The sequence below is a fragment of the Enterococcus columbae DSM 7374 = ATCC 51263 genome (genome assembly GCF_000406925.1).
GTDB classification, from domain to species: domain Bacteria; phylum Bacillota; class Bacilli; order Lactobacillales; family Enterococcaceae; genus Enterococcus_E; species Enterococcus_E columbae.
Genome location: NZ_KE136350.1, coordinates 20,973 through 33,566, shown reverse-complemented (window position 1 = coordinate 33,566; position 12,594 = coordinate 20,973). Strand labels below are relative to the sequence as shown.

14 protein-coding genes and 2 pseudogenes are annotated in these 12,594 nt (G+C 37.6%); 12 read left to right on the top strand and 4 right to left on the bottom strand.

The genetic code is table 11. The annotated features are described in order from the left end of the window. The first annotated feature begins 104 nt into the window (after window positions 1-104). Window positions 105-479: a winged helix-turn-helix transcriptional regulator gene (locus RK02_RS09335; RefSeq protein ID WP_016183992.1), complete on the top strand. Its 375-nt coding sequence runs from the start codon at window positions 105-107 to the stop codon at window positions 477-479. A gap of 57 nt (window positions 480-536) precedes the next feature. Here RK02_RS09335 and RK02_RS09330 read toward each other — a convergent pair whose 3' ends face one another. Beyond that, window positions 537-1,097 carry a GNAT family N-acetyltransferase gene (locus RK02_RS09330; protein WP_016183991.1) on the bottom strand — a complete coding sequence of 187 codons (561 nt, stop codon included), beginning with the start codon at window positions 1,095-1,097 and terminating at the stop codon, window positions 537-539. 62 nt (window positions 1,098-1,159) lie between these two features. After that, window positions 1,160-2,947 carry a M3 family oligoendopeptidase gene (locus RK02_RS09325; protein WP_016183990.1) on the bottom strand — a complete coding sequence of 596 codons (1,788 nt, stop codon included), beginning with the start codon at window positions 2,945-2,947 and terminating at the stop codon, window positions 1,160-1,162. 207 nt (window positions 2,948-3,154) lie between these two features. On the opposite strand from RK02_RS09325, the gene RK02_RS09320 reads away from it, so the two are divergent. The 5 genes from RK02_RS09320 (at window position 3,155) to RK02_RS09300 (ending at window position 6,176) form a co-directional block, all read left to right on the top strand. After that, entirely contained in the window at window positions 3,155-3,949 is a 795-nt protein-coding gene (locus RK02_RS09320; RefSeq protein ID WP_016183989.1) for a hydroxymethylpyrimidine/phosphomethylpyrimidine kinase, read from the top strand. A gap of 12 nt (window positions 3,950-3,961) precedes the next feature. Beyond that, complete coding sequence (locus RK02_RS09315) at window positions 3,962-4,453, top strand: ECF transporter S component (RefSeq protein WP_016183988.1); 492 nt, start codon at window positions 3,962-3,964, stop codon at window positions 4,451-4,453. Between the two features lie 37 nt (window positions 4,454-4,490). Then, complete coding sequence (locus RK02_RS09310) at window positions 4,491-5,036, top strand: TIGR01440 family protein (RefSeq protein ID WP_016183987.1); 546 nt, start codon at window positions 4,491-4,493, stop codon at window positions 5,034-5,036. 116 nt (window positions 5,037-5,152) lie between these two features. Next, window positions 5,153-5,671, top strand: coding sequence for a GNAT family N-acetyltransferase (locus RK02_RS09305; protein ID WP_016183986.1), 519 nt, complete (start codon window positions 5,153-5,155; stop codon window positions 5,669-5,671). 7 nt (window positions 5,672-5,678) lie between these two features. Beyond that, window positions 5,679-6,176 (top strand): VanZ family protein, encoded by a 498-nt coding sequence (locus RK02_RS09300; RefSeq protein WP_016183985.1) that lies wholly within the window; start codon window positions 5,679-5,681, stop codon window positions 6,174-6,176. Window positions 6,177-6,236: 60 nt separating this feature from the next. On the opposite strand, the gene hemH is transcribed toward RK02_RS09300, so the two are convergent. Further along, window positions 6,237-7,178 carry a ferrochelatase gene (gene hemH, locus RK02_RS09295; RefSeq protein WP_016183984.1) on the bottom strand — a complete coding sequence of 314 codons (942 nt, stop codon included), beginning with the start codon at window positions 7,176-7,178 and terminating at the stop codon, window positions 6,237-6,239. Between the two features lie 99 nt (window positions 7,179-7,277). Between hemH and RK02_RS09290 the strand changes: the two genes are divergently transcribed. Beyond that, the gene (locus RK02_RS09290) at window positions 7,278-7,973 is read left to right on the top strand and encodes a class A sortase (RefSeq protein WP_016183983.1); all 696 of its coding nucleotides are present in this window, start codon (window positions 7,278-7,280) and stop codon (window positions 7,971-7,973) included. A 190-nt stretch (window positions 7,974-8,163) separates the two neighbouring features. Here the strand turns inward: RK02_RS09290 and RK02_RS09285 are convergent, their stop codons facing one another. Continuing rightward, window positions 8,164-8,637 (bottom strand): hypothetical protein, encoded by a 474-nt coding sequence (locus RK02_RS09285; protein ID WP_016183982.1) that lies wholly within the window; start codon window positions 8,635-8,637, stop codon window positions 8,164-8,166. A 261-nt stretch (window positions 8,638-8,898) separates the two neighbouring features. Here RK02_RS09285 and RK02_RS12150 point away from each other — a divergent pair. From RK02_RS12150 to RK02_RS09265, 5 genes and pseudogenes are all read left to right on the top strand, one after another. Then, window positions 8,899-9,030: pseudogene (locus RK02_RS12150) on the top strand (type II toxin-antitoxin system Phd/YefM family antitoxin); the annotation flags it as partial. 261 nt (window positions 9,031-9,291) lie between these two features. Beyond that, a pseudogene (locus RK02_RS09280) lies at window positions 9,292-10,169 on the top strand (ABC transporter ATP-binding protein). Then, complete coding sequence (locus RK02_RS09275) at window positions 10,166-10,894, top strand: ABC transporter permease (RefSeq protein WP_016183979.1); 729 nt, start codon at window positions 10,166-10,168, stop codon at window positions 10,892-10,894. Before RK02_RS09280 ends, RK02_RS09275 begins: the two are co-directional and overlap by 4 nt. Further along, the gene (locus RK02_RS09270) at window positions 10,895-11,977 is read left to right on the top strand and encodes a sensor histidine kinase (protein ID WP_016183978.1); all 1,083 of its coding nucleotides are present in this window, start codon (window positions 10,895-10,897) and stop codon (window positions 11,975-11,977) included. Then, window positions 11,977-12,576, top strand: a complete 600-nt coding sequence (locus RK02_RS09265; protein ID WP_016183977.1) for a response regulator transcription factor — start codon at window positions 11,977-11,979, stop codon at window positions 12,574-12,576. Before RK02_RS09270 ends, RK02_RS09265 begins: the two co-directional genes overlap by 1 nt. The last annotated feature ends 18 nt before the right edge of the window (window positions 12,577-12,594 follow it).

Below are 12,594 nucleotides of genomic sequence, written 5' to 3'. Positions count from 1 at the left end.
ATACTTAATAGTAAGAGAAATGAGTAATTTTGGGAAGACGGCACTTTTTTTCGCCTTAGTTTCCTAAAAGATACTATTGGAAAGGTGGCTAACGGATAAGCTATATGAAGGAGCTAACAATTGCAGATACTGAAAATTTTGAGATTCAATCTTGTCGCATAGAAGATGGTTTAGAGGTATTAAGTGGCAAATGGAAGCTGAAAATCCTAATGCAAATTTTTAAAAATCCAACCATTCGTTTTTCAGTCTTACAAAAGGCTATTCCGGGCATTACGCAAAAAATGTTGACGAAAAATTTGCGTGAATTGGAGGCCGAAGAATTAATTGAGCGAAGGGTTTATCCCACAATCCCACCCAAAGTAGAGTATGCGCTGACTGAACACGGCAAAGAGCTCGCACCAATTTTGGATCAATTGCATTATTTTGGATTAAAGCATCGTAGCTATCTGGAACAAAAAGTCAATCAAAAGAACGGCTAGCTTTGGGTTATTTTTCAAAATGCACGGCTGACTGATTAAAGTCAGCCGTGCATTTTACTATTTTTGAAATTTACCATCCTCACGTAAAATGGCATATATGGCAATATCAACGAGTCCACGCCTATTTTTGCCTTTTTGTCGAAGTATTCCTTCAAATTGTAGTCCACATTTTTGCATGACTTTACCAGAATTAGGATTTTCAATATCGTGAGTTGCTTCAATGCGATTTAACCAAGGATAAGTAGCAAATAAATATTGGATAATTTGCCTAAAAGCTTCCGTAGTATATCCTTGGTGCCACCACTTGCGACCAATTACATAGCCAATTTCCATGGTTTGATATTCAGGATGGTCTTTAACTACAGTAATCGTCCCAATTAGCTCATTTGTTTCTTTGACGACAATGCCCCAATCGAGAATTTCTTTATTTTTATATTTTGTTTCTCGCAATACGAGTCGATCTTTTGTGGTAGATTCATTGGTATGGGCAGACCAAGTAAGATATTTAGTTACTTGTGGATCACTTGCCCAATTGTTAAACATTTCTGTAGCATCGTTCACACTTAAGGGTCGTAAGATTAAGCGCTTTGTTTCTAGTGTTTCAGTGATATAGTCCATTTTGCTACCTCCTTTAATAAAAAGCAATCTATATCTTCAAAAAAATATAGATTGCCAAAAGCTTAGATATATTGTTCAGTTAATTCCATGAAGGTATCAATATCTTTTAAGACCATATCAATACCAGCTTGCCAGAAGGTTGGTTCATGTAGATCCACGGCTAAATGTTTTTTAGCCAATTCTTCAGTCGTCATGCTAGCAGTATCGCGAAGTAGGGCAATATATTGATCTTCAAAACCAGTAGCGTGTTGATTGGCTTTGGCATAGATGCCTAAGCTGAATAAATAGCCAAAGGTGTATGGGAAATTATAAAACGGTACTTCATCGATAAAGAAGTGTAGTTTAGCTGCCCAAAAATGCGGATGGTAGCTATTTAAGCAATCATTGTAAGCTTCTTTTTGTGCTTGTAGCATCATTTCAGTGATTTCCTCAGTGGCTACTAAGCCCTTTTGACGCGCTGTATAAAAGTTAGTTTCAAAAATAAAACGAGCATGAATGTTCATAAACATCGCAATCGCATTTTGCAATTTGACATCTAGGAGATTGATTTTTTCTTCCACACTAGTTGCTGCTTTAAGGGTAGCATCAGCAACAATTAATTCAGCAAAGGTGCTGGCTGTTTCAGCAACATTCATCGCGTAATCTTGGTTTAACATAGGTAGATCCCACATGACATGACTATGAAAGGCATGACCTAGTTCATGAGCTAAGGTCGCTACTTCATTTACTGATTCACCATAAGTCATGAAAATGCGTGATTCCTTTGATTTTGGTAAGCTACTACAATAGCCGCCTGGTCGTTTGCCTGGACGGTCCTGGGCTTCAATCCAAGCTTTTTCAAAGGCCATTTGTGCAAAATCAGCCATTTTTGGTGAAAATTGGCGGAAATTTTCGATAATGAAATCGGCTGCTTGGTCAAAGGTGAAGCGACGTTCTTTGAAATCACCTAATAAAATCGGTGCATCTTGATCCTGCCAATCCATTTTTTCTTTGCCGAATAATTGGGCTTTTCGAGTAAGAAAATCAGCAAATTTTTGTTTATTTTGAGTAATGGTATCCCACATTTGATCTAAGGTTTGCCGGTCTAGGCGGTTATAAGTTAACGGCTCTTTTAGAAAATCCGTGACCTGATGCAAGCGATAGTTACTCAAACGGAAGCCATCTAAATGATTCAGGGTATCAGCTAGCAGGTCGGCTTTTTCTTGCCAAGCTTTTTCCCACTTTTCAAACAATTCTTGACGGATTGCTGCATCGGCACTAGACATCATCACATTAAAGGCTTGACCAGCAGAGAGCCATTCATCGTTAAAAGGAATTTGAATACTAGCAACGATGGTATCATAATGCTGACTCCAAGCGCTTTGGCCATCTAAAGCTAGCGTGCTAATGATGTTTTCGGATTGCTCGTCTAATAATTCTGCCCCTTGTTTGCGCATTTCACCTAAACGAAAAGCGATTTGAGCAAAGTGAGTAGGAATTAAAGCTTGCCACTGTTCATCTGTATAGCTGCTTAGCTTTTTATTGAAAATCGTGTGGGCCAATTGTAGGGCGGGTAATTTCGCATATAAAGTTCCGGTTAATAATTTTGCTTGATTATCGTAAATATTTTCAGAGGCTAAGGCTTCAATAAAGGTCGCGCATTCAGTAAAGCTTTTTTGAATGGCTTCGTCTTGTTGAATAATTTTTTGTAATTGTGCCACTTCTTGTTCGGTGTTGATTTGTAGCTGCTCCACGGATTGATGAAAATCATGAATCATTTGATCTAGGTCAGCTAATTCTTGGCGTAGGCTAGTTGATTGGCTTTTGCCACTAAAAATACTGTCTAAGTCCCAATTCATTGCATAACGCATGCAACATTCCTCCTTAATGATAAATATAAGGGCAGTCCCTATTTAAAAGTAAGTCTGTGATAGCTATTATAAGCTGAATAGTAAGAAATTACTAGTTATTGAAATGAGCGGATGTTACTATTGAAATTGGTTGGTCGAAAAATAAGCCAATTGGTTGTTGTTTGCCTAGTAGATTTTAGTATAATCTAAATTCAAGGGGGGATTACTTTGACAATCATTGGTTTAACAATTGGTGGCTTAGATTCTTGGGGTGGCGGTGGGATTACAACCGACCTGAAAACTTTTGAAAATCATCAAGTTTTCGGATTAGCTGCACTAAGTACCGTAGCGGTAGAAGATGAGCAAAACGGTTTTGCTATCCGAAATATTGCCAATCCATTACTTCAAGAGCAATTAAGCACGATTAAAAATAGCTATCAGGATCAATTATCGTTTATTAAAATCGGCTTATTGGCAGATATCGAACAAATTGCGATGGTGACTGATTTTTGCCGAGAGTTTGTCGGTAAAATCCCGATTGTATTAGATCCAGTTTTGGCCTTTAAAGAAACACAGCAGCAGGCGCAAAACGATTATATTGCAAAGCTTAAGTCCTTGATTCCTTTAGCGAGTGTAATCACGCCGAATTTGACAGAGGCACAATTATTACTTCATCAAAGCAATCAAGCCAATTTATTGGAATTAGCGCAAGCTTTGTATGCTGCTTTTCAGGTGTCAGTTGTTGTAAAAGGTGGGAGTCGACTAGAAGGACAGCAGGCCATCGATGTGTTGGTGAATCAAAATGAACGCAAGATTTTTCAACAGCCTAAGTTACGAAAAAATACGATTAATGGGGCAGGCTGTAGCTTTGCTAGTGCGCTTGCTTGTCAATTAGCAATGAAAAAGCCAATGGTACAAGCAGTAGCTTATGCGAAGCAATTTGTCTTTCAATCGATTGAACAAGGCATAGCTATAGATGAAGATACAGGAAATGTTTGGCATGCGGGTATAGTAGCCAAATAAGGAGGAATTTTTATGGATGTAAGGCAGCTTTCTAAAATTGCGATGATGACGGCTTTGACGGTCGCAGTTTCGATGCTGGTCATTATTCCAGTCCCAGCAACTAAGGGGATAGTGACATTGTGTGAAGTAGGTATTTATTTAAGCGCTAGTCTTTTTGGGCCATTTGGAGGTTTTTGTGTAGGGGCGCTAAGTGGAGGCCTGATTGATTTATTATCCGGTTACCCTCAATGGATGATTTTTTCTTTTCTCATTCATGGTATCCAAGGTTTTATTGCCGGTTATTTGATGCAGCGCAATTTGCCTTTTAAGCAGGTGATTAGTTTAATGGTGGCTAGTCTTTGGATGATTATTGGTTATATGCTGGCGACCAGTTTTCTTTATACTTGGCCAGCCGGTTTAGCTTCGATTCTAGGGAATGTCATTCAAACCGGTTTTGGTTCAGCAGTGACTTTACTCGTTTTACCAATGATTCATAAACGCAAATTACATCAGCGAACCATTTAGTAAAACAGGAGAGTACAATTAGAAAGAAGGGTGTAGCATGATTGAAAAAGAAGAATTAGTGAAGCAATTGACGCAAATTACCAATGAGGTTTTAACGATTGCTCAATTAAAAGCAGGGGATCTTTTTGTTTTAGGTTGTTCAACGAGTGAAATTGTTGGTGGTCAGATTGGCAAGGCTTCAAGTCAGGAAGTAGGGGAATGGGTCATTCGCACCTTGCTTGATCTTTTACAGCCTAAAGGGATTCATCTAGCAGTTCAAGGCTGTGAGCATTTAAATCGTGCCTTGGTAGTGGAACAAACGGTCATGGAGCAATATCATTTAGAAGAGGTTGCGGTTGTGCCAGCATTACATGCGGGGGGCGCTTGCTCAGTAGCTGCTTTTAAATATTTTCAAAACCCAGTGGAAGTGGAGCATATCGTAGCGAAAGCGGGGATTGATTTGGGCGATACTTCGATTGGTATGCACATTAAACACGTGCAGGTGCCAATTAGACCAAGTATTCGTGAATTAGGTGGTGCGCATGTCACCGCTTTATATAGTCGTCCTAAATATGTCGGTGGCCCACGCGCGAATTATCAATAAGAGCGAACCATTTTTAATCAAATTTTGGTTAAAAATGGTCGTTTTTTGTTTCGTCGACTATTCAATTATGAATAGTTATGCTAGATTAGTAGGTAGTGTCTATTGGGGGGAAAAGGATGTATCCAACAAGAGATCAGGATTTGGTTACTTTAGCCCAAAATACTTATTTTGCGTTAGCGAAGGTTTATTTACGCCCCTTTCGTTTAAGTGACCTTGCAGATTATCATGCCTTTACTTCGGATGCGGAGGCCTTGAAATATAATTATCCTGCCCATCAAAGTATGGCGGAGAGCTTGGTGGCGTTGATTAAATGGAATTTAGCTGAGCCATTAGGACGTTATGCGATTGTCGATAATCAAACCCAGCGAGTGATTGGTAATTTCCACCTCACCTTAGCGAGTGAAGAAGCAACAGCGGTGATAGGTTATACTCTACAGCGCAATTATTGGCGCCAGGGGATTGCGACGAATTGTGTGCAGCACATGGTTCAATTTTGCTTTGAACAATTAACCATTCAAAAAATCGTGGCTTTTGTTCATCCCAAAAATTTAGCAAGTATCGCTGTTTTAGAAAAAAATGGCTTTACCTCAATTGGCATGAAAGATCATCGAAAAATCTATGAATTAAGTAAGTAGGGAAAATATGTTTAAAACTTCAAGAAAAAATGGCAATTTTTATCTAGCCATCGCGGTGATGATGATGGCAATTTTATTTTACAGCTCCTCTCAGACATATGAGCAGCAATCCCAGCTATCGAATTTATCTCATTGGTTAAAAAATCAACCCTTCAAAGAGTTTCTAAGTAACATTCACTTTGCTTATGCAGGTAAAGTGATTAGTATTGAGCGTTTGGGCTATTTTTCATTTGTTGAATTTTTTATTCGCAAAGCCGCTCATTTTACCACCTATTTTATTTTAGGAGGTAGTCTATTTTTAGGACTATCAGCTAGGGTAAAAGAATGGTGGATTGCCGCACCTTTTAGTGTGCTGGCAGCTTTGGGTTATGCAGCCAGTGATGAATTTCATCAAATGCTAACGGGTGGACGCACGCCGTTATTTCAAGATGTCATGTTAGATGGTGCGGGTGCTTTGTGTGCAGTGGTGTTGATTTTCATCGTGAAAAAAATAGCGAAGAAATAATAAAAAGGCAATCACGGCTAGATAAGTAGCTTTGATTGCCTTTTTAATTGAATAGATGGACTATTCTAGCAGCTCACAAACTAGTTTGGCAAAGGCTAAATCGTCGTTAAACGGTGGAATATAGGTAAAACTTTGCCCACCTGCTTGTAAAAAGAAATTTTTGTTTTCTTGCTCTAATTCTTCTAAGGTTTCTAAGCAATCTACGACAAAACCTGGTGCAACAATTAAGATATTTTTGAAGCCTTGTTTGGGTAACTGCTTTAATGTCGCATCGGTTGCTGGAGTGAGCCATTCACCTGGGCCGAATTTTGATTGATAGGTTTGAAAATAAGGCACATCTCCTAGTTGTTCCATTATCTTTTGGGTGGTTTGCTTACACTCTTCAGGGTAAGTATCCCCAGCTTTGACATAGTTAACCGGCAAGCCGTGATAAGAGAAAACGATCGCATCAACCTTATTTTGTGCTAGGTGGGCCTTTATTTTGTCAACAAAATATTGAATATAGCTAGGCTGCTTGGGATAAGAGCGAATAAAATGTAAATCGACTAAATGATCTTTGCCGATAAAATAGCGCATGACTTCATCGAAAACAGCGCCCACCGTTGTTCCTGAATATTGTGGATACATTGGTACGATGGTCAAATCATTCACGCCAGCAGCTAAAAGCTGATCCAGACTGTCGGTGATACTTGGCTGGCTATAAGACATTCCCATTGCAACGCTAGTTTCAGGGAGTAAGGCTTGTAGATGTTCTTTTTGTGCTTTAGTATAGCGTAATAGTGGAAAGCCATGAATGGGATCGGCAATTTGTTGATAGAGTGCTGCTGATTTTTTAGGACGGACATTTAAAATAATCCCATGTAAGATAGGTTTCCATAAAATAGGGGATAATTTAATGACTCGTCGATCGCCTAAGAATTTTTTTAAAAAAGCTTTGACTGCTGCCTTTTCAGCTTTTTCTGGGGTTCCTAGGTTCACTAATAAGATTCCTTTTTGCTTCATACAATTGTCTCCAGTTAATTTTTTTGTTATCTAATTAGATTTTAGTGTACAATGGTAGTATAGCATAAGCTGGTGGATTTTAAAGATAGGAGTAAAGTTATGAGGAAAAAAGCCTGGAAAAAATGGTTATTCAATATTGTCATTATTGTTTTAGTTGTTGTCGGTTTGGTCTTAATTTTTAATCAGCCCTTGCAAAAGATGCTATTGCAGCATAAAACGCAAACCTATCAAGTACATCGCGTTACTCGCAAAAAAATCGTTCAAAATCAAAAAGCCAAAGCGACCTTTGATTTTGATCAAGTCCAGTCGGTCGATGCACAGGCCGTTCTTAAAAATCAGTTTTCTAACGAACAGCTACCAGTTATCGGCTACGTTGCAGTACCTAGTGTTAAGATTCAATTACCGATTTTTAAAGGTTTAGCCAATGAGGTTTTACTTTACGGCGCTGGTACAACAAGTGAAACTCAAGTAATGGGTGAGGGAAATTATGGTTTGGCTAGTCATCGAATGTTTGATGAGAGCTTATTGTTTACACCGTTAGATCATGTGAAAATGGGCGATAAGATTTATTTGACCGATTTAGCTAAGATTTATTGCTATGAGGTTATTGCTAACGAGCGTGTCAGTCCCAATCGAGTGGATGTTTTAGATGAGGTACCTAATAGTAAGCTTGTGACTTTAATTACTTGTGGAGAGATGAGTGGCGAAACTAGACGAGTGGTCCAAGGCAAGCTGACTCAGACCATTGACTATCAGCAAGCGGATCAGCAAACTTTAGCTGTTTTTACTCGCTAGCTTTGTTTTGGCATACCTAGCAATTTAGTTAGAAGAAGGGTGTAAATTAAAGGATTACCTCAAAGCTACCACAGGGAAAAGTAAAAGATTCTTTCTTAATCATTTAATAGTAGCGTTATCTATCAACTATAAAAATCCGCATGTTTGACTTCATTTTTCATAAATGATTGTTGAACATGCGGATTATTAGTTATTTTTCTGTATAGTCGGCCTCCACTTTATCTGCAACTAATCTGGCACTAACTAATCTCCAGTTTTTACCATTGATAGTTATCTCTTTTTTTACATCATTCCAATTACTATAGCTTTTCGTTAGCTTACCGTTGAAAATTTCTATAGGATTCTTTTTGAAAAAGGTAGCTTGAATAGAATTATTTTCTAGCAAAACGGCCCTTTGTAATTGCCAAATCTGGTTATTTTCGTTTATTTCTTTTGGTATACTATCCCAAGAAGAATACACTTTGTCGATTGTTTCTATTATTTCTTCGTCAGCTTCATTGATTTCTTTGGCTAGCTCAGTTGTAGTAGAGGAGGATTCCAATATGTTGCTATTCGTAGTATGATTACTAGTGCTGGCCTCTTTTTTTGTAGCTTGATTACTACAACCTGCAACAAAGAAGAGAGATAGCAAAACCATATACCCAAACAATTTGATTTTCTTCATATAGAGCACCCTTTCTTTTTAATTGTCAGAAAATTCTGCCTTTATACTTTTATACTAACATATCAAATGTAAAATTGTAAAATACTGTTTGTATATTTTAAAAGGCACTGCTTTTGCTAAATAGCAAAAAGTGTTAGTGGAAAAGTGAATAGGAGTTTTATTTGATTGATTGTACAATAGGATGTACATTTTTGGCAGGAGAGGTGATTATCCATAGAAGCAGTAACATATTCAAATTTTCATTAAAATTTAAGAAGTTATATGAAGCTGGTCAATGAAAATGCAGCAACACTTATCGTAACCTCTAAGGACGTTGAAGATACGATTGTAATTTTATCGAAGAGAGAGTATGATTCCATGCAAGAAATATTGTGGATATTGTCTACAAGCCATTCCTACTTGTAATAGGGATGTGTATTAGAGCAGGGGTGTAAAACGACTTGCTTAGCTACGAGAAAATTTGCGTGCGACGTGGACATGAAGTAATCAGCTCAGCAAAAGAATTCATGACTGAAGCGAATGAAAATATACGATCAATGAAGATATGACATTTGTCATATTCATCTATGACAAGCGTGACTATCTAAAAAGCAGCTAGTCATTTAAACTGTGGATAACAAAACCTATTAATTGAAAGAAATGGATGGAAAATCTATGATTACGGTCACAAATTTATCGAAACAACTGAAAGAAAAAACTATTTTACAAGCGATTTCCTTTGAAGTCAAAGCAGGGGAATGTGTCGCTTTGATTGGTCCTAATGGTGCCGGAAAAACTACCTTAATTTCTTGTATCTTAGGCGATAGCAGCTAAGTACGGGCAGTGTCCTGCTGAATGGTCAACCCCCAAAAGCCATGGCTAATAAGCGTAAAATAGCTGTCTTACTTCAAGAAAATGTCTTGCCTAAAGGGCTAAAGGCAATTGAGCTGATTCATTTTTTTCAGACAATTCATCCAGACAGTCTAACGCTGGAAGAAATTCAAGGCTTGCTACAATTTTCTACTAGTCAGCTGCAGCAATTTACCGAAAAGCTATCGGGTGGTCAAAAAAGATTATTGGCTTTTGTTTTATGCTTAATTGGCAAGCCGAGTCTCTTATTTTTGGACGAACCCACTGCTGGGATGGATACTTCAACACGACAACGCTTTTGGCAAATTATCCAGAAGTTAAAAAATGAGGGGAAAACGATTTTTTATACGAGTCACTATATTGAAGAAGTTGAGCATACGGCTGATCGTATTTTATTGTTGCACCAAGGAAAATTAATTCAAGATACCACTCCTTATGCTATTAGAAATGCGCATATGAATAAGTTGGTGACGCTACCGATTCGTTTTTTATCATTTGTTCGCTCGCTTGAATCAATTAGTCAGATTGTAGAGGGGATCGAAACGGTTCAATTTGAAACCACCCAGCTAGAAAAGATTTGGCCACAATTACAACAAGCTGGCTGTAGGATTACTGATGTAGAAATTCAAAATCAATCATTGTTAAATATTTTATTTGCCATGACCGAGGAGGAAAAACAATGAAAGCCTTATTAAAAATTGAGTGGATTCAAATTTGGCGCAATTGGCCTATTTTTATTATGGCCATTGGCTTACCGGTGATGTTTTTTTTATTAATCTCCGCATCAATGGGTACAAATACACCTACCAATCAGCAAATCATTCAGGAATATTTATTCAAAATGACGGCTTTTTCGATGTCTTCCTTTGCTTTATTTAGTTTTCCAGTGATGTTAAAGGAGGATCGTAGCAATCATTATTTACTGTATATTGAACATTCACCATTAAAGATAGGACAGTATTATCTAGCTAAATTTATTCGGATACTGATTTATTTCTTATTATCCATTGTAGTGACCTTTCTAGTAGGAATTTTTCTTAGAGGAGTGCGTTTTTCGTTAACAAGTGTCTTGTTAAGTGGGGGCTTTTTACTTTTGAGTAGTCTGGTTTATTTAGCCTTTGGGGGATTAATTGCTCAAATTAGCGACAATCAAAAAATGTCGATGGTCTCAAATATTACCTTTTTAGGTTTGGCTATTATCGGAGGCGCTTGGTGGCCAATTGAGGTGTTTCCTAAGTGGCTACAAACGATTGCCAAAATAACCCCAACCTATCAAGTCAATCAAGTTGTTATTCAAATTGCAAGAAAAGCAACTCTAGCCAAATTATCTTTACTAATACTTTTGTTTTATGTCATAATAACTACGGTAATGGTTTTACTGATTCATCGAAAACGTGAGGTAGTTTAATTGAAGAAATTTTTTCGTCTACATCCAATGTATTATATTAATTTGATCTTTGTCTATTTTCCAATATATGGAGCGATGAGCTTAGCTATTCCCTTTTGGACATTATATTTAACGATTGGCTTTGTAGGATGTTATTTATATCTGTTATATGGTCGCAATAAGCGATGGTTAAATCTTGCTTGGTTTTTGGCGTTAGGCTATATCATTTTGATGAGCATTTTTGATGGAGGCATGTTTTGGTTTATCTGGTATATGACCATATTGTTAGTCTATCGTTTTGATTCTGAAGGCTCTTCTTTTAAACTGGTTAGCTATACTATTGCCTTAGTGACGGTAATCGGCTATGGAATCCATGTTACGAATGATATCTCCAGCCTTTTGCTTTTGGTCTTTTTATTCTTTTCAAATTTCTTAATGCTCTATTTTGGACGAAAAGAGTCGCAAAAAGAGCGACAGAAAATAGCGATTATGGAAAAGAATCGCTCGATTAATCTATTATTAGCTGAAAATGAACGCAATCGTATTGGGCAAGATCTACACGATACGCTAGGACATGTCTTCGCTTTGATGACAGTTAAGGCTGAACTAGCGCAGACTTTACTTGAGACAGATAATCTACAGCAAGCACAAAAAGAAATCAAGGAGCTCCAGCAAATTTCTAAACAATCTATGCAAGAGGTACGTACGATTGTTCAATCATTAAAAGAGCATAATGTAGCTGAGGAATTAGTCATTCTGGATAATATGCTACAAATTTCAGGAGTTTGCTTGCTAGTTAGTCAAGGTGAATTAGCCAATCATTTAGCTCAATCTACGCAAGGCAAGCTAACCATGATTTTGCGAGAATTGGCGACTAATCTTATTAAGCATAGTCAAGCGAAAACTTGTCAATTAAACTTTTCGATTGAGAACAAACAATTCATTCTAGATTATCAAGATGATGGTCGAGGCTTTAGTGCTATCGATGATACTTCCTTACATTCAATTAAAGATCGCTTAGTAACGATTCAAGGGACCCTTTCCTTTGTTCAGTTAGCTCAACCGACCCATCTTAGAATCTCGATTCCATTGGAGGAAAAATAATGCGTGTATTAGTTGCAGAAGATCAAAGCATGTTAAGAGATGCGTTGTGTCAATTATTGCAGTTTCAATCAGAAATTTCCGCCGTATTCGCTGCTGAAAATGGTTTAGTTGCCCAAAAGCTTTTGCTACAAGAGACAATCGATGTGGCGATTTTAGACGTAGAAATGCCAGAAAAATCAGGCTTAGATGTATTGGAATGGGTAAAAAAACAAGGTTTATCGACTAAAGTCATTATCATTACGACTTTTAAACGCCCAGGCTATTTTGAACGGGCCTTAAAAGCTGGTGTAGATGCCTATGTTTTGAAAGATCGTTCGATTAAAGAGCTCATGCAGACGATTCAAACGGTTTTAGCGGGGAAAAAGGAATATTCACCAGAATTGATGGATATTGTTGTTAATGCTAATAGTCCACTTACGATGCAAGAAGAGGCCATTTTAAAGAAAGTTGCGCAAGGCTTATCGAATAAAAGTATAGCCAACCAGTTATATCTTTCAGATGGCACGATTCGCAATTACATAAGTACTATTTTACAGAAGCTAAATGCTGAAAATCGAACGGATGCGGTGCGGATTGCTCAAGAAAATAATTGGCTGTAAAAACAATAAGAGACTAGT

Excerpts from the sequence above, each read along its gene's own strand:
- RK02_RS09335 (WP_016183992.1), top strand. The coding sequence starts at position 105 with ATGAAGGAGCTAACAATTGCAGATACTGAAAATTTTGAGATTCAATCT.
- RK02_RS09330 (WP_016183991.1), bottom strand. The coding sequence starts at position 1,097 with ATGGACTATATCACTGAAACACTAGAAACAAAGCGCTTAATCTTACGA.
- RK02_RS09325 (WP_016183990.1), bottom strand. The coding sequence starts at position 2,947 with ATGCGTTATGCAATGAATTGGGACTTAGACAGTATTTTTAGTGGCAAA.
- RK02_RS09315 (WP_016183988.1), top strand. The coding sequence starts at position 3,962 with ATGGATGTAAGGCAGCTTTCTAAAATTGCGATGATGACGGCTTTGACG.
- RK02_RS09310 (WP_016183987.1), top strand. The coding sequence starts at position 4,491 with ATGATTGAAAAAGAAGAATTAGTGAAGCAATTGACGCAAATTACCAAT.
- RK02_RS09305 (WP_016183986.1), top strand. The coding sequence starts at position 5,153 with ATGTATCCAACAAGAGATCAGGATTTGGTTACTTTAGCCCAAAATACT.
- RK02_RS09300 (WP_016183985.1), top strand. The coding sequence starts at position 5,679 with ATGTTTAAAACTTCAAGAAAAAATGGCAATTTTTATCTAGCCATCGCG.
- hemH (WP_016183984.1), bottom strand. The coding sequence starts at position 7,178 with ATGAAGCAAAAAGGAATCTTATTAGTGAACCTAGGAACCCCAGAAAAA.
- RK02_RS09290 (WP_016183983.1), top strand. The coding sequence starts at position 7,278 with ATGAGGAAAAAAGCCTGGAAAAAATGGTTATTCAATATTGTCATTATT.
- RK02_RS09285 (WP_016183982.1), bottom strand. The coding sequence starts at position 8,637 with ATGAAGAAAATCAAATTGTTTGGGTATATGGTTTTGCTATCTCTCTTC.
- RK02_RS09275 (WP_016183979.1), top strand. The coding sequence starts at position 10,166 with ATGAAAGCCTTATTAAAAATTGAGTGGATTCAAATTTGGCGCAATTGG.
- RK02_RS09265 (WP_016183977.1), top strand. The coding sequence starts at position 11,977 with ATGCGTGTATTAGTTGCAGAAGATCAAAGCATGTTAAGAGATGCGTTG.